The organism is Mycobacterium sp. 1245852.3, from assembly GCF_001669335.1.
Classification (GTDB): domain Bacteria; phylum Actinomycetota; class Actinomycetes; order Mycobacteriales; family Mycobacteriaceae; genus Mycobacterium; species Mycobacterium europaeum_A.
On the sequence record NZ_LZLL01000303.1, the window covers coordinates 1 to 19,169 of the forward strand.

Consider the following 19,169-nt stretch of genomic DNA (forward strand, 5'->3'; position numbering starts at 1 on the left):
ACCCGCGTAGCTGGACTCGATGACGCCCGCCGGGGGGATGGTCGGATGCAGGTAGATCGGCGCCTGCAGGGCGGCCGCGCGGTCCAGGATGGGCTCGAAGAACGGGTCGTCCAGATAGCGGCCGCGGCTGTGTCCGTTGATCACCGCGCCGGGGAAGCCCAGCCCGCGCACCGCGCGCTCGAGTTCGTCGGCCGCCTGGTCGGGTGCGCTGGTGGGCACGGTGGCAAAGCCCGCCAAGCGGTCGGGGTAGCGCTGCACCGCCGCCGCGAGCTGGTCGTTGCAATCCCGGGCCAGCCGCACCGCCTCGTTCGGATCCAGCTGCTCAACCCCGGGCGCGGCCAGCGACAGCACGGCCAGGTCCACCCCGGCCTCGTCCATCGCCGCGATGCGGCCGTCGCCGAGATCGCTGGCGGGTTCGACGATGCCGGCTCGCGACGCCAGCCAGGTGCCCGGGCCCTGCAGGAATTCCATTGTGGCGTAATGCTCTTCGAGGGCGATGACACGCATCTGGGTTATCCTTCGAGGACTCGGGCGGCCGCGCTCCAGTACGGCAACTCGTCACGGTTGGCGGCCAGGCGGATGGTTTTGGTGTAGCCGTACTCGGCCAGCGTCTCCTGGGCGTGCTCGCGGCCGAACCCGCTGTGGCCCACGCCGCCGAATCCGCTGCCGATGGCCACCCGCGCGTAGTTGTTGACGAAGACGGCTCCGGCCCGGATCTGCCGGCTCACCCGCAGCGCCCGGTCGCCGTCGGCGGTGAACACCGCGGCGACCAGCCCGTAGGGGGTGCCGTTGGCGATCCGCACCGCCTCGGCCTCGTCGCTGAACCGGATCAGGGCGACCACCGGACCGAAGATCTCCTCCTGGGCCACCCGCATGTCCGGCGTGACGCCGGTCAGCACGGTCGGCGCGACGTAGAAGCCGTCCGCGAGCCGCGGATCCTGCGGCAGCGGTGCCTGGGCGGCGATGCGGGCGCCTTCGGCGACGCCGATGTCGAGGTACTCCAGGACCTGCTTGCGCTGCGCCCGGGTGACCTGCGGCCCCACGTCGGTGGCGGGATCGGCGCCGTCGCCCACCCGCAGCCGGCGCACGGCGGCGCACAGCTTCTCCTCGAACTCGGCATAGACGTTGTCCTGCACCAGGATTCGCGACGATGCGGTGCACGCTTCGCCCTGGTTGAAGAAGCCGCCGTCGATGGCGGCCAACAGCGCCTCGTGCAGGTTGGCATCGTCGAACACCAGCAGCGGGTTCTTGCCGCCCAGTTCCATCAACGCCGGCGTGAGGTTGCCGGCCGCGGTGCGCAGCACCGCCGAACCGGTGAGCGGGGACCCGGTGAAGGAGATCTTGCCCACCAGTTGATGCTCGGCCAGCGCGGCGCCCACCTCGCCGCCGCCGGGCACGGCGTGCACCACCGGGTCGGGCAGCACCGACTGGATCAGCTCGACCAGTCGCAGCACCACCGAGGGCGTCTGCTCCGGCGGTTTCAGCACGACGGCGTTCCCGACGGCCAGCGCGGGAGCGACCTTGCCGGCGGTGTGGATCGGCGGCCAGTTGAAGGGCACGATGCCGGCGATCACGCCGTAGGGCTCCAGCGTGGTCACGTCGAACACCGGCCCGTAGTCGCGTGCCTGGCTGGGCAGCACCTCGACCATGCCGGCGAAGTAGTCGAAGATCCCGATCGCGGCTTCCACGTCGAAGCTGCGGGCCTGGCTGATCGGCTTGCCCATCTCTCGCGACTCGAGGGCGGCGATCTCGTCGGCGTGTTCGCGAATGACGTCGGCGATCTGCCGCAGGTAGCGGCCGCGTTCGCGGGCCGGAAGAAGCTTCCAGTGCAGGTGCGCCGCGTGCGCGGTCCGCACGGCCCGATCCACCTCCGCGGTGCCGGCCCCGTGCACGACGGTGACGACCTGTCCGGTGGCGGGGTTGTCCACGACGAAGCGGTCGTCGGGCGACGCCGACGACCAGGGGGTGCGGATCGTGGTGGGGGCTTGCTGATCCATGGGCATTGTCACGGTATGCCCCGCGGTTTGATCAGCACCAACGATATCTTCTGATGGTTCTCATCACCGGCGGTGATAATCGCTGGTGTGGAGCTTCGTCACCTCGAGTACTTCCTGGCCGTGGCGGATAGTCGAAGCTTCACCGGGGCGGCCCAGCGGCTGCACGTCGTGCAGTCAGGAGTGTCGGCCACCATCAAGGCGCTCGAGCGCGAACTGGGCGCCGAGTTGTTCGTCCGGGGCCCGGCCGGCGTGGCGCTGAGCCCCGCCGGCGAAGCGCTGCGACCCCACGCCCGGACCACTTTGGACGCCGCCCGCGCGGCCAAGGACGCGGTGAGCGCCGCCCGGGGCACGGTGCGCGGCACCGTCACGGTGGGGACGTTGACTTCGGTGAGCGTCATCGACGTGCCGACCGTGCTGGCCGAACTGCACGCCCGTCATCCCGACGTCGTGGTCCACCTGCGCGCGGCCAGCTCCGGGTCGGCCGGGCTGGCGGCCCAATTGCGCGACGGGGATCTCGACGTCGCCTTCCTGGTTTTCACCGGACCGCCCCCGGCCGACCTACACACCCGGCTGGTGGCCTCGGTGCCGCTGCTGCTGGTCGTCCCCGAGGGCCACCCGCTGGCCCGGCGCACGGCGGTTTCGCTGGCCGAGCTCGCGGGCATGCCGTTCGTCGACGGGCCGCCGGGCTACGGGAACCGCGCCGTGGTGGACACCGCGTTCGCGGCTGCCGGGGTCGAGCGGACCGTCGCGGTGGAGGTCGCCGACATCGGCACGGCGGCGGTCTGCATCCGCAAGGGGCTGGGGATCGGTTTTCTGAGTTGGTCCATCCTCAAGGGCATCGACAGCTCGGGTTTGGTGAGCCTCCGGATCACCGGGCACGACCTGCAGTGGCGGCTCTACGTCGCGACCTCGGCGAACCGGCAGGCCAGCGCGGCCACCCGGGCACTGCTGGCGCTGATAGAGGAGGTTGCCGGGGGCGCCCAGAATTCTTCGGCGACCCGGGAACAAGGCGGGACCGACCGCCGTTAGCATTATCGACAAGTTGAGCGAACCACACTCAATACTGGGTTGACAGCCCATCGCCCCAGGGGCAGGCTTGAGCGGGGTTCACTCAGCATAGTGGCACCAGACAAGCTCTACATATTCAGGAGGAATCACTATGGCTCGTGCGGTCGGTATCGACCTCGGGACCACCAACTCCGTCGTCGCAGTCCTCGAGGGCGGTGACCCGGTCGTCGTCGCCAACTCCGAGGGTTCGCGGACCACGCCGTCCATCGTCGCGTTCGCGCGCAACGGGGAGGTGCTCGTCGGCCAGCCCGCCAAGAACCAGGCGGTCACCAACGTCGACCGCACCATCCGTTCGGTCAAGCGGCACATGGGCACCGACTGGTCCATCGAGATCGACGACAAGAAGTACACCGCTCAGGAGATCAGCGCCCGCGTGCTGATGAAGCTGAAGCGCGACGCCGAGGCGTACCTGGGTGAGGACGTCACCGACGCGGTCGTCACCGTGCCGGCGTACTTCAACGACGCCCAGCGTCAGGCCACCAAGGAAGCCGGCCAGATCGCCGGCCTCAACGTCCTGCGGATCGTCAACGAGCCGACCGCGGCGGCGCTGGCCTACGGCCTGGACAAGGGCGAGAAGGAACAGACCATCCTGGTCTTCGACCTCGGTGGCGGTACGTTCGACGTCTCGCTGCTCGAGATCGGCGAGGGTGTGGTCGAGGTCCGCGCCACCAGTGGTGACAACCACCTCGGTGGGGACGACTGGGATGACCGCGTCGTCGAATGGCTGGTCGATAAGTTCAAGGGCACCAGCGGAATTGACCTGACCAAGGACAAGATGGCGATGCAGCGGCTGCGTGAGGCCGCCGAGAAGGCCAAGATCGAGCTCTCGAGTTCGCAGAGTACCTCGATCAACCTGCCCTACATCACCGTCGACGCGGACAAGAACCCGCTGTTCCTCGACGAGCAGCTGACCCGCGCCGAATTCCAGCGCATCACACAGGATCTGCTGGACCGCACCCGCAAGCCCTTCCAGTCCGTGATCAAGGACGCCGGCATCTCGGTGTCCGAGATCGACCACGTGGTCCTGGTGGGTGGTTCCACCCGGATGCCCGCGGTGACCGACCTGGTCAAGGAACTCACCGGTGGCAAGGAGCCCAACAAGGGCGTCAACCCCGATGAAGTTGTAGCCGTGGGAGCGGCTCTTCAGGCCGGGGTTTTGAAGGGTGAGGTGAAAGACGTTCTGCTGCTTGACGTTACGCCGCTGAGCCTGGGCATCGAGACCAAGGGCGGCGTGATGACCAAGCTCATCGAACGCAACACCACGATCCCCACCAAGCGGTCGGAGACCTTCACCACGGCCGACGACAACCAGCCGTCGGTGCAGATCCAGGTCTACCAGGGTGAGCGCGAAATCGCTTCGCACAACAAGCTGCTCGGCTCCTTCGAGCTGACCGGCATCCCGCCGGCTCCGCGCGGCGTCCCGCAGATCGAGGTCACCTTCGACATCGACGCCAACGGCATCGTGCACGTCACGGCCAAGGACAAGGGCACCGGCAAGGAGAACACGATCAAGATCCAGGAGGGCTCCGGCCTGTCCAAGGAGGAGATCGACCGGATGATCAAGGACGCCGAGGCGCACGCCGAGGAGGACCGTCAGCGTCGCGAAGAGGCCGACGTTCGCAACCAGGCCGAATCGCTGGTCTACCAGACGGAGAAGTTCGTCAAGGACCAGCGCGAGGCCGAGGGCGGCTCGAAGGTCCCCGAGGACACGCTGTCCAAGGTCGACGCCGCGATCGCCGAAGCCAAGACCGCCCTGGGCGGCACCGACATCGCCGCGATCAAGGCGGCGATGGAGAAGCTGGGCCAGGAGTCGCAGGCGCTCGGACAGGCGATCTACGAGGCCACCCAGGCCGCCGGCGAGCAGGCCGGTGGCGGCGCGGCGGGCGACGGGTCTGGCTCCGCTGACGACGTCGTGGACGCGGAGGTGGTCGACGATGACCGGGAGTCCAAGTGACGGAAAGCAATCCACACGAACAGGTGACGGTTACCGACAAGCGGCGAATCGACCCTGAGACCGGTGAAGTGCGGCAGGCCCCTCCCGGCGACACGCCGGGAGGGGCCCCGGCCGGCGAACCGGCGGAGCAAGGCGACGGCAAAGTCGCCGAGCTCACCGCCGATCTGCAACGGGTGCAGGCCGACTTCGCCAACTACCGCAAGCGGGCGCTGCGCGATCAGCAGGCCGCGGCGGACCGGGCCAAGGCCGCCGTCGTCAACCAATTGCTGGGCGTGCTCGACGATCTCGACCGCGCCCGCAAGCACGGCGATCTGGAGTCCGGACCGCTGAAGTCGGTCGCCGACAAGCTGGAAAGCGCACTGAACGGCCTTGGCCTGACGGCGTTCGGCGAGGAGGGCGAGGACTTCGACCCGGTGCTGCACGAAGCGGTGCAGCACGAGGGCGACGGGTCCCGGCCGGTGATCGGCACCGTCATGCGGCAGGGTTACAAGCTGGGTGATCAGGTGCTGCGTCACGCCCTGGTCGGTGTCGTCGACACGGTCGCCGACGAGGATGGAGCGGCTGCCGCACCCGAGTCCGCCGAAAGCGAACCGGCCGACACGGACGACAACGCTGACGCGTCCGGTGAATAAGGCAGACAATCAACACAACAGAAGAAAGGTGAGGGGGTGACGCGACATGGCCCAGCGTGAATGGGTCGAAAAGGACTTCTATAAGGAGCTGGGCGTCTCCTCTGACGCCAGCCCAGAAGAGATCAAACGCGCCTACCGCAAGTTGGCGCGCGATCTGCACCCGGACGCGAACCCCGACAACCCGGCCGCCGGTGAACGCTTCAAAGCGGTCTCCGAGGCGCACAACGTCTTGTCGGATCCGGCCAAGCGCAAGGAATACGACGAAACCCGAAGGCTGTTCGCCGGCGGTGGATTCGGCGGGCGCCGGTTCGACAGCGGCGGGTTCGGGGGCTTCAACGTCGGTGGCGATGGCGCCGAGTTCAACCTCAACGATTTGTTCGACGCGGCCGGCCGAAGCGGCGGCACCAACATCGGTGACCTGTTCGGCGGGCTGTTCGGGCGCGGTTCGGGTGCCCGGCCCAGCCGGCCCCGCCGCGGTAACGACCTCGAGACCGAAACCCAGCTGGATTTCGTCGAGGCCGCCAAGGGCGTGGCGATGCCGCTGCGGCTGACCAGCCCGGCGCCGTGCACCAACTGCCATGGCAGTGGCGCGCGGCCGGGCACCAGCCCGAAAGTGTGTCCCACCTGCAACGGTTCCGGCGTGATCAACCGCAACCAGGGCGCGTTCGGATTCTCCGAGCCCTGCACCGATTGCCGGGGCAGCGGCTCGATCATCGAGCACCCCTGCGACGAGTGCAAGGGCACCGGCGTCACCACCCGGACCCGCACCATCAACGTGCGGATCCCGCCGGGCGTCGAGGACGGACAGCGCATCCGGCTGCCCGGCCAGGGTGAGGCGGGGTTGCGCGGTGCGCCCTCGGGTGACCTGTACGTGACGGTGCATGTGCGCCCGGACAAGGTGTTCGGCCGCGACGGCGACGACCTGACGGTGACGGTGCCGGTCAGCTTCACCGAGTTGGCTTTGGGCTCAACCATTTCGGTGCCCACCCTGGACGGCAAGGTCGGTGTCCGGGTGCCCAAGGGCACCGCCGACGGCCGCATCCTGCGGGTGCGCGGGCGTGGCGTTCCCAAGCGCAGCGGCGGCAACGGCGACTTACTGGTGACCGTAAAGGTCGCTGTACCACCGAATTTGGAGGGGGCCGCCCAGGAGGCGCTGGAGGCGTACGCCGCCGCCGAGCGCGCCAGCGGCTTCGACCCCCGGGCCGGATGGGCAGGCAATCGCTGATGGCCAAGGGCTCGAGCAATTCACGAAAAGAGGACGCCCGGACCTTCATGATCTCGGTGGCCGCCGAGCTGGCCGGCATGCACGCCCAAACGCTGCGCACCTACGACCGCCTCGGGCTGGTCAGCCCGCGCCGGACTTCCGGTGGGGGACGGCGGTATTCGGAGCACGACGTTGACCTGCTGCGCGAGGTGCAGCGCCTGTCGCAGGACGAGGGCGTCAACCTCGCCGGCATCAAGCGGATCATCGAGCTGACCAATCAGGTCGAGGCGCTGCAGGCCCGGGTCAAGGAGTTGACCGAGGAGCTTTCGCAGGTCCGCGCCAGCCAGCGCCGCGACGTGGCGGTGGTGCCCAAAAGCACCGCGCTGGTGGTGTGGCAGCCGCGCCGGGGACGCTGACTTTCGGTCGGTTTCCCTTGCGCCCCAAGGGGTCTGTCTCCGACACGCATACGACCTTCGCAAAAGCGCTAGCAGATGTGCTAGCGCTTTTTGCAATCACCTGATGACCACCAGACAGCGGCAGTGACCCGAGTGGTCACGGTGAGCCCACCCGGATCGAAAATTGCGTGACGGCCCGCTCGCCCGGTAGCGCGCAGCGGTAGCCGCCCCGGCGCAGCGCGTCGGTCGGTGCGGTCATCGGCTCGAAGCACACGATCGTCTTCGTGGGGTCGTCGGGCGCCGGCGCGAAAATCTGCGCCGCCGGATAACCCTGCTCGTAATGCACCTCGATGCGCCGACCGCCGCCGGACACCGCGAACACCGCGCCGTCGGCCACCCCGTCGTAGGCGTCGTCGAACGTGTTGTCGCCCAATGCCTCTCGCCGGGCCGGCTGGGGCTCGGAAGCGCCGGTGGGCAGCCCGATGTCGTCGAGGCCCAAATGCCGCAACGGCGGTGTCTCGATGACCCAGTCGGCCCGCGGGGCGTCGGGCAGTTGCAGGTAGGGATGAAACCCGAAGCACAGCGGCACGGCCCGATCCCCGGTCGCGTCCACCGTGGCCCGAACCGTCAGCGTCCGGTCGGCCAGCCACACCGCGACCGTCAGCACGTGCGGATACGGAAAGCTGGCCAGCAATCGGGGATCGGCCCCGAAATCCAGTTCGGCGGTCAGCTCGCTGGCGGTCTCGGCGGTCACCCGCCAACCCGGGTAGGCGGCCAGGACGCCGTGGATGGGTAGCCCGTTGGGGTCGGCGCGCACGCCGTTTTCTCCCGGGGTCAGGGTCACGGTGACTTCCTGGGCGGTATAGGTGTTCTCGCCCAACCGATTTGCCCACGGGTACAGGATCGGGATCCCCATCGTCTTGCCATCGGAGACGTAGGCGTCCAGGCCGCGGCGCTGGCCCAGCAGCTCCACACCGGCGTCGCGCAGCGACGTGCCGATCATCCCCGCCTCGGGAACGAACTGCGCGACCAGCGGCGACGACGGATCGCGCAGAGTGACGACGTGCATGGCTACCTCCATAGCGGGTCATGCTGAATGCGTTCGGGCGGAGCGCCTTTGGCGATCAGGGCATCCTTGGTGGCGCTGACCATCGCCGGCCCCCCGCAGACCAGGATCTGCCGGTCACCCCAGCCGCCGTACTTGGTCACCACGTCGGGCAGCCGCCCGATCTGATGCACGTGCAGGCCGCGCGGCGGCGTGACGTCGGGATAGTCCGCGGCCCAGGACGGGTCGCTGTTGTACTCGGAGACGGGAGACACCGACAGCCACGGATTGTGCGAGGCGACCTGCCACAGGGTCGGCAGATCGTAGAGTTCGCAACGGTATCGGGCGCCGAAGAACAGATGGATGCGCGGGTTCACCGCGAACCGGGACAGGTCCATGATCAGCGCCCGCAGCGGCGCCAGGCCCGTGCTGCCGGCGACCATCAGCACGTCGCCGCCCTCGCGGTCGACCCGCAGGCCGCCGTGCGGGCTGGACAGCCGCCACCGGTCGCCGATGCGGGTTTCGCCGACGATCGCGGTGCTGACCAGGCCGCCGGGAACCAGGCGGACGTGGAACTCGATGCCGCCGCCCGGGTCGGCCGGAATGGCGGGACTCAAATACCGCCAGCGGTGCGGGCACTGCGGCACGTGGACGTCGACGTACTGGCCGGGGTGGTAGTGCATCGGCTGGTCGAGTTGCAGCCGCACGACCGCGAGATCGCGCGACACCCGCATGTGTTCGATGACGGTGCCGTCCCACCAGGCGGGGCCCTCCTCGGCGTCCGCGGCGCCGCTCATCACCCCGGTGATCAGGTTCAGCGACTGCCGGGCCGCCGCCTCCACGGCGTCGGTCCACGCCGCACCGACGTGCGCGCGCAGCGTCGAGAGCAGCGCGCGCCGCAGGGTCTCGTAATGGGCCGGCAGCACACCGTATTTGCGATGGTCGCGGCCGAGCTGGGCCAGAAAAGCCACCGGCTCCTGCGCGCGCCGGGCGACCAGCTCGCCGAACACCCAGTGCAGCGCGCGCCCGAAAGCGAGCCGCTGGGCGGCCATTTCGGGCGGGAACAGATCACGCACCGAGCCGTCGAGGGCGAACCACTGGGTGTAGAAGCGATGGACGAGCGCGGAGTCACCGGCCGAGTCCGCGGGCGCGAAGGCGTCATGCAGCACCCGCAGCGCTTCGGCGTCCTCCAGGCTCACGGGCCCCGATTGTAGGCTCGGCCGCCGCCGGGTCAGCCCTGTCGGACGACGTTGGCCGTCCCGACGTTGGCGATCTTGGGTGAACCCCAGTGGTAGAGAACGACGTTGTCGTTCCCCGACGCGCTGACCGCGTCGGTGCTGTCGACGGCGACGTGGTTGCCGCTGCCGGAGACGCTGACGCTGGTGCAGTGCCCGGTGAGGGTGACGGTGTTCTGCTGCCCGCTCACCGACAAATAACCGGCGTGGCAGGGCAGCGTCTTCGTCATGCCCGTCCCGCTGACCTGCAGCGTCCCGGCCTGCGGGACCGCCGACGGGCTACCGCCGCTGAGATCGGTGTGGAACCCGACCGCCAGCAGGCCGGCGCACGCCAGGGCGGCGGCCACGGCGGCCAGCCACACGCCGGCGCTGCGGCGCGGCCGTGTCTCCGGGTCGGGGTCGGCCTGGTCGGGGGGTTGCATCGTCTGCGTCATCGCTACGGGGGTACCCCCTACGCCGCAGTGCTCAAAACTCGTTAGACTTGAGCGGAACAGACTCAACCTTGACGGCGTTGAACAAGCCGAGAAGCATTTTCCCTACCGACGAACGGAGGTGTCGTGGACTCTTTCAACCCGACAACCAAGACCCAAGCGGCACTGACTTCGGCACTCCAGGCCGCCTCGGCGGCGGGTAACCCGGAGATCCGGCCCGCCCATCTGCTGATGGCGCTGTTGACGCAGGCCGACGGCATCGCCGGTCCGCTGCTGGAGGCTGTCGGCGTCGAGCCCGCCACCATCCGCTCCGAGGCCCAGCGCCTGCTGGACCGGCTGCCCCAGGCCAGCGGGGCCAACTCGCAGCCGCAGTTGTCCCGCGAATCGCTGGCCGCGATCACCACCGCCCAGCAGCTCGCGACCGAGATGGACGACGAATACGTGTCCACCGAGCACCTGCTGGTGGGCCTGGCCACCGGGGATTCCGACGTCGCCAAGCTGCTGACCGGTCACGGCGCCTCACCGCAGGCCCTGCGCGAGGGCTTCGTCAAGGTGCGCGGCAGCGCCCGGGTCACCAGCCCGGAGCCCGAGGCGACCTACCAGGCGCTGGAGAAGTACTCCACCGACCTGACGGCCCGCGCCCGCGACGGCAAACTCGACCCGGTTATCGGGCGGGACAACGAGATTCGCCGCGTCGTGCAGGTGCTGAGTCGGCGCACCAAGAACAACCCGGTGCTGATCGGCGAGCCCGGCGTCGGCAAGACCGCGATCGTGGAGGGCCTGGCCCAGCGCATCGTCGCCGGCGACGTGCCCGAGAGCCTGCGCGACAAGACCGTCATCAGCCTGGACCTGGGCTCGATGGTGGCCGGCGCGAAGTACCGCGGCGAGTTCGAGGAACGGCTCAAGGCCGTCCTCGACGACATCAAGAACTCCGCCGGGCAGATCATCACCTTCATCGACGAGCTGCACACCATCGTCGGCGCCGGCGCGACCGGCGAGGGCGCGATGGACGCCGGCAACATGATCAAGCCGATGCTGGCCCGCGGCGAGCTGCGGCTGGTCGGCGCCACCACGCTCGACGAGTACCGCAAGTACATCGAGAAGGACGCCGCGCTGGAGCGCCGCTTCCAGCAGGTGCTGGTCGGCGAGCCCTCGGTGGAGGACACCGTCGGCATCCTGCGCGGGCTGAAGGACCGCTACGAGGTGCACCACGGCGTGCGCATCACCGACTCGGCGCTGGTCGCCGCGGCGACGCTGTCCGACCGCTACATCACCGCGCGGTTCCTGCCGGACAAGGCCATCGACCTGGTCGACGAGGCCGCCAGCCGGCTGAAGATGGAGATCGACTCCCGGCCCGTCGAGATCGACGAGGTCGAGCGCTTGGTGCGCCGCCTCGAGATCGAGGAGATGGCGCTGGCCAAGGAGGAGGACGAGGCGTCCAAGGAGCGGCTGGAGAAGCTGCGCTCCGAGTTGGCCGACCAGAAGGAGAAGCTGGCCGAGCTGACCACCCGCTGGCAGAACGAGAAGAACGCCATCGACGTCGTCCGCGAGCTCAAGGAGCAGTTGGAGGCGTTGCGCGGGGAGTCCGAGCGCGCCGAGCGCGACGGCGACCTGGCCAAGGCCGCCGAGCTGCGCTACGGCCGCATCCCCGAGGTCGAGAAGAAGCTCGACGCGGCGCTGCCCCAGGCCGAAGCGCGGGAGAACGTCATGCTCAAGGAGGAGGTTGGGCCCGACGACATCGCCGAGGTGGTGTCGGCGTGGACCGGCATCCCCGCCGGCCGGATGCTCGAGGGCGAGACCGCCAAGCTGCTGCGCATGGAGGAGGAGCTGGGCAAGCGCGTCATCGGGCAGAAGAGGGCCGTGACGGCCGTCTCCGATGCCGTACGGCGTTCCCGGGCCGGCGTCGCCGACCCCAACCGGCCCACCGGCTCGTTCATGTTCCTCGGGCCGACCGGTGTCGGTAAGACCGAGCTGGCCAAGGCGCTGGCGGAGTTCCTGTTCGACGACGAACGCGCCATGGTGCGCATCGACATGAGCGAGTACGGCGAGAAGCATTCCGTCGCGCGGCTGGTCGGCGCCCCGCCGGGATACATCGGCTACGACCAGGGCGGTCAGCTGACCGAGGCGGTGCGGCGGCGTCCCTACACGGTGATCCTGTTCGACGAGATCGAAAAGGCCCACCCGGACGTGTTCGACGTGCTGCTGCAGGTGCTCGACGAGGGCCGGCTGACCGACGGGCAGGGCCGCACCGTCGACTTCCGCAACACCATCCTGATCCTGACTTCCAACCTGGGATCGGGTGGCAGCGAGGAGCAGGTGATGGCCGCGGTGCGCTCGGCGTTCAAGCCGGAGTTCATCAACCGGCTCGACGACGTCATCATCTTCGATGGCCTCGAGCCCGGCGAGCTGGTGTCGATCGTCGACATCCAGCTGGCCCAGCTGCAGAAGCGGCTGGCGCAGCGTCGCCTCACGCTCGAGGTGTCGCTGCCGGCCAAGCAGTGGCTGGCACATCGCGGATTCGACCCGGTCTACGGCGCGCGGCCGTTGCGCCGGCTGGTGCAGCAGGCCATCGGTGACCAGCTGGCCAAGATGTTGCTGGCCGGCGACGTGCACGACGGCGACACCGTTCCGGTGAACGTCAGCCCCGACGGTGACTCGCTGATTCTGGGCTAAGCGCGCAGAGGCGTCGACTTGTTGCGGGTATTTCGCACCAACCGCCGCAACAAGTCGACGTTCGGCGCTTATGCGCCCGGGCGGGCGCAGCAAACCTTGATTGGGTTGTGACCTGGTCGCCTTCTGTGTTCCGGGCCAATAGCAGATACCCTGTTTTGGATGGTCCCCCTCTGGTTCACGCTCTCCGCGCTGTGCTTTGTCGGTGCGGGGGTGTTGCTGTACGTCGACATCGATCGGCGGCGCGGGCGCAGCAGGCGCCGCAAGTCGTGGGCGCGATCGCACGGATTCGACTACGAGCCTGAATCGACCGACATCCTCAAGCGCTGGAAGCGCGGCGTGATGTCGACGGTGGGCGACGTCGCCGCCCAGAACGTGGTGCTGGGCCAGATTCGCGGTGAGGCCGTCTACATCTTCGACCTCGAAGAGGTCGCCACCGTCATCGCGCTGCACCGCAAGGTGGGCACCAACGTGGTGGTGGACCTGCGCCTCAAGGGGCTCAAAGAGCCACGGGAGAGCGACATTTGGCTGTTGGGAGCGATCGGGCCGCGGATGGTGTACTCCACCAACCTCGACGCCGCCCGCCGGGCCTGCGACCGCCGGATGGTCACCTTCGCGCACACCGCACCGGACAGCGCCGAGATCATGTGGAACGAACAGAACTGGACGCTGGTGGCCTTGCCGATCACCAGCACGCGCACCGAGTGGGACGAGGGCCTGCGCACCGTACGCCAGTTCAACGACCTGTTGCGGGTGCTGCCGCCGCTGCCGGAGGAGGCCCCGCAGGAGGCCGGGCCGCCGTCCGGACTGCGCAACGCCTCACCCAGCCGGCCGCTGGCGCCCGCGGGCCGCGCGGAGCTGCCGCCCCGGCGCGCGCAGCAGGACGTGGCGGGGCTGCTCGGCCCCGACCTGCCGCCGGGTCGCCGCGCCGCCGAGCCGCTGCGCCGCGACCAGCCCCAGCCCGCCGACGGGCGTTCGGAGACCATCCGCCGCCCACCGCCGTCCGGGCGCAACGGCCAGCAGGCCAGCAACTATCAGCGCTGACGGCGGGCCCCGGGTGGCCGCAAGGCCGGTGCTGCCGACGTCATTAGGATGTCGCTCATGCCTCGCCCCGTCGCCCTGATCACCGGGCCTACGTCCGGAATCGGCGCCGGGTTCGCGCGACGCTATGCCAGCGACGGTTACGACCTGGTCCTGGTCGCTCGCGATGTCGACCGCCTGACCAGACTGGCCGAGGAACTGCAGCAACACTCCGGTTCCGTCGAGATCCTGCCCGCCGACCTGGCCGATACGGCCGGCCGTCAGCGCGTCTGTGACCGGCTCGCGGCCGGGGGAGTGCGCGTCCTGGTCAACAATGCCGGCTTCGGCACCTCCGGCGACTTCTGGTCCGCCGACCCCGCGCTGCTGCAGTCCCAGCTCGACGTCAACGTCACCGCGGTCATGCACCTGACCCGCGCCGCGCTGCCCGCCATGCTGGCGGCCGGCGCGGGCACCGTCGTCAACATCGCCAGCATCGCCGGGCTGGTGCCCGGGCGCGGGTCGACGTATTCGGCGTCCAAGGCGTGGGTGATCTCGTTCAGCGAGGGCCTGTCGGTGGGCCTGCAGGGCACCGGGGTGTCCGTGCACGCCGTGTGCCCGGGCTACGTGCACACCGAATTTCACGACCGCGCTGGGATCGACATGGCCAAGTCGCCGTCGTTCATGTGGCTCGAGGTCGACGATGTGGTCAGCCAGAGCCTGGCCGATATCGCCCGCGGCAAGGTGATCAGCATTCCGGGCCTGCAGTACAAGGCGATCATCGCCGCCGAGCGCCTGCTGCCGCGGACCCTGATGCGGGCCGTCACCAAACGAATCGGGAGTGGCCGTGGCCGGACCTGACCTCGAAGAGCTGGCGGAGCTGGTGCGGCGCCTGTCGGTGGTGCACGGGCGGGTCACGCTGTCCTCCGGCAAGGAGGCCGACTACTACGTCGACCTGCGCCGGGCCACCCTGCACCACCGCGCCTCGGCATTGATCGGCACGCTGATGCGCGACCTGACCAGCGACTGGGACTACGCCGTCGTCGGCGGCCTGACGCTGGGTGCCGACCCGGTGGCCACCGCCGTCATGCACGCGCCGGGCCGGCCGATCGACGCCTTCGTGGTGCGCAAGTCCGCGAAAACCCATGGGCTGCAACGCCTTATCGAAGGCTCCGAGGTATCCGGCAAGCGGGTGCTGGTCGTCGAGGACACCAGCACCACCGGCAACTCGGCGCTGACCGCGGTGCGCGCCGTACAGGAGGCGGGTGGCGACGTGGTGGGGGTGGCCACGGTGGTGGACCGCGCCACCGGCGCCGCCGAGGCCATCGAGGCCGAGGGGCTGCCCTATCGAAGCGTGCTCGGGCTCGCCGATCTGGGGCTGAGCTAGTTGCCGGCTGATCTTCGTAGCCCGAGCCGCTGAATCATGCGTAGCGCCCTCGCGATGCTCGCGTGCGTGGTGGCCTGCCTGGCCGGCTGCTCGTCCTCCAGCCAGCCGGTGCGTCCCTACGGCGCCCAGGGCGCGCGGCTCGGTGAATCGCTGGCGCTGCTGGGCTGGAACATGTCGGTGTCGAATCTGCGCTGGGACGGCGACTACGTGCTGGTCGACGTCGACGCCAGCCCGGCCTCGGCCAAGGACCCGCACGCCAAAGCCGAGGACATCCGCTTCGGGCTCTACGGCGCGCTGGCCCACCCCCTCGAGACCGCGGGCCTGGGCAGCTGTGACAAATCCTTTCAAGCGAAGACCACCAATGTGCGCGACGTCCCCGCGCCGCTCTCGGCGTCCCGCGACCGGCTTACCGGCACGGTTTGCCTTGGGCCGCTGAAGGATCGAAGCCAGGTGCGCGGCGTCTACGGCTACTCGCCGCGCGACCGGATCCCGGACAGCTCGTCGGCCTACCCGGTCGCCTTCCCGGTGGGGCTGCTGCCCACCAACCCCAACGACAGCGGCGGGTTGGCGGTCAAGACCGCCAGCCTGTCGGCATGGCGCGCCGACGGCAAGCCGGTGACCAAGATGCAGCTGGGTGATCCGGGAGCGTTCACCGGCAACGGCTACATGCTGTTGGGGTTGGAGGCCACCGCCGTCGCGGCCCGCTACCGCGACGAGTCCGTCAAGCGCGGCGGGCCGATGATGCTGCTGGCCTCGCCGACCCTGCCCGCCCCGGGACTGAACCCGGCCTGCTCGACCTACGGGTCGTCGGTGCTGATCCTGCCCGACGCGTCGTTGGATGCGGTGCACGTCAACGCGTCGCTGTGCACCCAGGGCGAGATCAACGACGCGCTGCTGTACGCGACGCTGGCCATCGACGGCACGCACGCCGGGGTGTGGACGCAGCGATGAGCGGACCTGGGCCCACCGAATGGTCCGCGACCCCGCCCGCTGGCGTCGGCCCGTGGCGGGGCGAGCTCCCCGAAGACCCGCGCTATGACCCAATCCTGTTGCGCGAGGGCGACACTCGCAACGTCGTCGACGCCTACCGGTACTGGACGCGCGAGGCGATCATCGCCGACATCGACCGGCGCCGGCATCCCCTGCACGTCGCGATCGAGAACTTCGGCCACGACGCCAATATCGGTTCGGTGGTGCGCACCGCCAACGCCTTCGCGGTGCACACCGTGCACATCGTGGGGCGGCGGCGATGGAATCGCCGGGGCGCCATGGTCACCGATCGCTATCAGCGGTTGTGCCATCACGACAGCACCGCCGAGCTGCTCGCCTTCGCGGCCGACGCCGGCCTGACGGTGGTGGCCGTCGACAACGTGCCGGGCGCCGCGCGCCTAGAGGAGGCCACGCTGCCACGCGAGTGCCTGCTGGTGTTCGGTCAGGAGGGCCCCGGCATCACCGACGACACCCGCACGGGCGCAACGCTGACGGTGTCGATCGCGCAGTTCGGCTCGACGCGCAGCATCAACGCCGGCGTCGCCGCCGGCATCGCCATGCACGCCTGGGTCAAGCAGCACGCCGATCTGTCCCAGGCCTGGTAGCCCGACGCCGTACGCGCACAGGCAACCGGGTGCGGCAGGATCGACAGGTATGGATCAGCTCTGGGTCAACCGCGCGGCCAGCAGCGAAGCCGCTGTCACGCAACGACACCTGAAACGCCTCTGGGGACTTCCCGCGACGCAGCTGGGGGTGGTCGCCTGGCCGGCGACGCGGCGCGACCGCTGGTTCGGCACCTGGCACTACTGGTGGCAGGCGCATCTGCTCGATTGCCTGGTCGACGCCCAGCAGCGGGATCCGCAGCCGCACCGCCACACCGAGATCAACCGGCAGGTCCGCTCGCACCGGCTGCGCAACAACTTCTCCTGGGTCAACAGCTACTACGACGACATGGCCTGGCTGGCGCTGGCGCTCGAACGCGCCGCCCGGATCGCCGGCGTGCAGCGCCGCCGCGCCCTGCCCAAGCTCGCCGCGCAGTTCGTCAAGGCCTGGGCGCCCGAGGACGGCGGCGGGATCCCCTGGCGCAAGTCCGACCAGTTCTTCAACGCCCCGGCCAACGGCCCGGCCGGGATTTTCCTCGCGCGTTACGGCGACCACCTGAAACGCGCTGAGCAGATGGGGAATTGGATCGACCAGACGTTGATCGACCCGGAGACCCACCTGGTGTTCGACGGCATCAAGGCCGGTTCGCTGGTGCGCGCGCAGTACACCTACTGCCAGGGCGTGGTGCTCGGGCTGGAGACCGAGCTGGCCGCCCGCACCGCGGTCGAGGTCAGGCAGCGTCACGCCGCCCGGGTGCACCGCCTGGTCGCGGCGGTGGACGAACACATGGCGCCGGCGGGCGTGCTGGCCGGGGCCGGCGGCGGGGACGGCGGTCTGTTCGCCGGGGTGACCGCCCGCTACCTGGCGCTGGTGGCCACCACGCTGCCGGGGGAGTCGGCCGACGACGCGCTGGCGCGCGACACCGCCCGGCGGATCGTGCTGGCCAGCGCGAAGGCGGCCTGGGACAACAGGCAGGCGGTGGACGGGCTGCCGGTGTTCGGCCCGTTCTGGGACCGCGACGCCCAGCTGCCCACGGCGGGTGGCAAAGAAGCGGAATTCGTCGAGGGCGCGGTGATGGCCTCCGAGGTCGCCGAGCGGGACCTGTCGGTGCAGCTGTCGGGGTGGATGCTCATGGAGGCCGCCTGTAACGTCTCCGCCGAGTCGAAGAACGGGAGCACCCTGTGAGCAATAAGGTTCACCACGACGCAGAGTCGGCTCTGCACGGCCTGCTGAAGGACGGCATCACCATCGCCGCTGGCGGATTCGGTCTGTGCGGCATTCCGGAGAAGCTGATCCAGGCCCTGGTCGACAGCGGCATCAAGGACCTCACCATCGTCGGAAACAACGCCGGCGTAGACGATTTCGGCATGGGACTGCTGCTCAAGGGACGCCAGGTGAAGAAGGTGATCGCGTCCTACGTCGGCGAGAACAAGGAATTCGAGCGCCAGGTGCTGGCCGGCGAGCTGGACCTGGTGCTGACGCCGCAGGGCACGCTGGCCGAGAAGCTGCGCGCCGGCGGCGCGGGCATCCCCGGCTTCTACACCCGCACCGCGTTCGGCACCAACCTCGCCGAGGGCAAGGACACCCGGGTCTTCGACGGCATCGAATACGTTCTGGAAGAAGGCATCCGGGCCGACGTCGCGATCGTCAAGGCGTGGAAGGGCGACACCGCCGGCAATCTCGTGTACCGCAAGACGGCGCGCAACTTCAACCCGATGATCGCCACCTGCGGCGCGGTCACCGTCGCCGAGGTGGAGGAGCTGGTCGAGGTCGGCGAGCTGGATCCCGACCTGATCCACACCCCCGGCATCTACGTCGACCGCATCATCGAGGGCACCGGCTACGAGAAGCGCATCGAGTTTCGCACCACCAGCGGCGGCGCCGCGCTGAAAAGCGACAGCCCCCTTCGCGAGCGAATGGCCCAGCGCGCCGCCCAGGAACTGCGCGACGGCTTCTACGTCAACCTGGGCATCGGCATCCCGACGTTGGTGGCCAACTTCATTCCCGACGGCATCAAGGTCACCCTGCAATCGGAGAACGGCCTGCTCGGCATCGGGGCCTACCCGAGCGAGGACACCGTCGACCCCGATCTGATCAACGCGGGCAAGCAGACCATCACCAGCCTGCCCGGGTCGAGCTTCTTCTCGAGCGCCGATTCCTTCGCGATGATCCGCGGCGGCCACATCGACCTGTCCATCCTGGGCGCGCTCGAGGTCGCCGAAAACGGCGACCTGGCCAACTGGATGGTGCCCGGCAAGATGGTCAAAGGCCCAGGCGGCGCAATGGATTTGGTGTCGGGGGTCAAGCGCGTGATCGTGCTGATGGATCACACCGCCAAAGACGGCAGCCCGAAGATCCTCAGCCAGTGCACGCTGCCGCTCACCGGCAAGAACGTGGTCGACATGATCATCACCAACCTGTGCGTCTTCGACGTCGAACCGGGACAGGGGCTGGTGCTCACCGAATTGCAGCCCGGCGTCACGGTCGAGGACGTCCGCGCCAAGACGGGCTGCGACTTCAAAGTCGCGCTCTGATCCCGCG

18 protein-coding genes are annotated in these 19,169 nt (G+C 69.3%); 13 read left to right on the top strand and 5 right to left on the bottom strand.

The annotated features are described in order from the left end of the window. Positions 1-507: amidohydrolase family protein (locus A9W96_RS13505; RefSeq protein ID WP_156752982.1), on the bottom strand; the 507-nt coding region annotated here is incomplete at its 3' end. A 5-nt stretch (positions 508-512) separates the two neighbouring features. Then, the gene (locus tag A9W96_RS13510; RefSeq protein ID WP_067140427.1) at positions 513-1,997 is read right to left on the bottom strand and encodes an aldehyde dehydrogenase; all 1,485 of its coding nucleotides are present in this window, start codon (positions 1,995-1,997) and stop codon (positions 513-515) included. A gap of 87 nt (positions 1,998-2,084) precedes the next feature. Here A9W96_RS13510 and A9W96_RS13515 point away from each other — a divergent pair, with 87 nt between their 5' ends. From A9W96_RS13515 to A9W96_RS13535, 5 genes are all read left to right on the top strand, one after another. Beyond that, on the top strand, positions 2,085-3,026 hold the full coding sequence (locus tag A9W96_RS13515; protein ID WP_067140372.1) for a LysR family transcriptional regulator: 942 nt from the start codon (positions 2,085-2,087) through the stop codon (positions 3,024-3,026). Positions 3,027-3,156: 130 nt separating this feature from the next. Then, positions 3,157-5,019 (top strand): molecular chaperone DnaK, encoded by a 1,863-nt coding sequence (gene dnaK, locus A9W96_RS13520; protein WP_066872307.1) that lies wholly within the window; start codon positions 3,157-3,159, stop codon positions 5,017-5,019. Continuing rightward, the gene (gene grpE, locus A9W96_RS13525) at positions 5,016-5,651 is read left to right on the top strand and encodes a nucleotide exchange factor GrpE (protein ID WP_067140375.1); all 636 of its coding nucleotides are present in this window, start codon (positions 5,016-5,018) and stop codon (positions 5,649-5,651) included. Before dnaK ends, grpE begins: the two co-directional genes overlap by 4 nt. Before the next feature lie 46 nt (positions 5,652-5,697). Continuing rightward, on the top strand, positions 5,698-6,876 hold the full coding sequence (gene dnaJ, locus A9W96_RS13530; RefSeq protein WP_066872313.1) for a molecular chaperone DnaJ: 1,179 nt from the start codon (positions 5,698-5,700) through the stop codon (positions 6,874-6,876). Next, positions 6,876-7,271 carry a heat shock protein transcriptional repressor HspR gene (locus A9W96_RS13535; protein WP_066872316.1) on the top strand — a complete coding sequence of 132 codons (396 nt, stop codon included), beginning with the start codon at positions 6,876-6,878 and terminating at the stop codon, positions 7,269-7,271. The genes dnaJ and A9W96_RS13535 overlap by 1 nt, the downstream gene beginning before the upstream one ends. A gap of 136 nt (positions 7,272-7,407) precedes the next feature. Here the strand turns inward: A9W96_RS13535 and A9W96_RS13540 are convergent, their stop codons facing one another. The 3 genes from A9W96_RS13540 to A9W96_RS13550 are packed head-to-tail and all read right to left on the bottom strand — an operon-like array spanning position 7,408 to position 9,964. Further along, complete coding sequence (locus A9W96_RS13540) at positions 7,408-8,319, bottom strand: aldose 1-epimerase (RefSeq protein WP_067140378.1); 912 nt, start codon at positions 8,317-8,319, stop codon at positions 7,408-7,410. Positions 8,320-8,321: 2 nt separating this feature from the next. Next, positions 8,322-9,494, bottom strand: a complete 1,173-nt coding sequence (locus A9W96_RS13545; protein WP_067140382.1) for an FAD-binding oxidoreductase — start codon at positions 9,492-9,494, stop codon at positions 8,322-8,324. A gap of 32 nt (positions 9,495-9,526) precedes the next feature. Then, positions 9,527-9,964 (bottom strand): DUF3060 domain-containing protein, encoded by a 438-nt coding sequence (locus tag A9W96_RS13550; protein ID WP_231999679.1) that lies wholly within the window; start codon positions 9,962-9,964, stop codon positions 9,527-9,529. A 123-nt stretch (positions 9,965-10,087) separates the two neighbouring features. On the opposite strand from A9W96_RS13550, the gene clpB reads away from it, so the two are divergent. The 8 genes from clpB (at position 10,088) to A9W96_RS33140 (ending at position 19,162) form a co-directional block, all read left to right on the top strand. After that, a complete protein-coding gene (gene clpB / locus A9W96_RS13555; RefSeq protein WP_067140385.1) occupies positions 10,088-12,634 on the top strand; it encodes an ATP-dependent chaperone ClpB in 2,547 nt (848 codons plus the stop codon). A 159-nt stretch (positions 12,635-12,793) separates the two neighbouring features. Then, positions 12,794-13,675, top strand: a complete 882-nt coding sequence (ttfA, locus tag A9W96_RS13560) for a trehalose monomycolate transport factor TtfA (RefSeq protein ID WP_067140388.1) — start codon at positions 12,794-12,796, stop codon at positions 13,673-13,675. A 57-nt stretch (positions 13,676-13,732) separates the two neighbouring features. Further along, on the top strand, positions 13,733-14,509 hold the full coding sequence (locus tag A9W96_RS13565) for an SDR family oxidoreductase (RefSeq protein WP_067140391.1): 777 nt from the start codon (positions 13,733-13,735) through the stop codon (positions 14,507-14,509). Then, positions 14,496-15,035: an orotate phosphoribosyltransferase gene (gene pyrE / locus A9W96_RS13570; RefSeq protein WP_066872534.1), complete on the top strand. Its 540-nt coding sequence runs from the start codon at positions 14,496-14,498 to the stop codon at positions 15,033-15,035. Before A9W96_RS13565 ends, pyrE begins: the two co-directional genes overlap by 14 nt. Before the next feature lie 36 nt (positions 15,036-15,071). Then, positions 15,072-15,986: a hypothetical protein gene (locus A9W96_RS13575; protein WP_067140393.1), complete on the top strand. Its 915-nt coding sequence runs from the start codon at positions 15,072-15,074 to the stop codon at positions 15,984-15,986. Continuing rightward, positions 15,983-16,630 (top strand): RNA methyltransferase, encoded by a 648-nt coding sequence (locus A9W96_RS13580; RefSeq protein ID WP_066872333.1) that lies wholly within the window; start codon positions 15,983-15,985, stop codon positions 16,628-16,630. The genes A9W96_RS13575 and A9W96_RS13580 overlap by 4 nt, the downstream gene beginning before the upstream one ends. A gap of 49 nt (positions 16,631-16,679) precedes the next feature. Then, a complete protein-coding gene (locus tag A9W96_RS13585; RefSeq protein ID WP_067140396.1) occupies positions 16,680-17,813 on the top strand; it encodes a glycoside hydrolase family 76 protein in 1,134 nt (377 codons plus the stop codon). Continuing rightward, on the top strand, positions 17,810-19,162 hold the full coding sequence (locus tag A9W96_RS33140) for a 3-oxoacid CoA-transferase (RefSeq protein WP_066872339.1): 1,353 nt from the start codon (positions 17,810-17,812) through the stop codon (positions 19,160-19,162). Before A9W96_RS13585 ends, A9W96_RS33140 begins: the two co-directional genes overlap by 4 nt. The last annotated feature ends 7 nt before the right edge of the window (positions 19,163-19,169 follow it).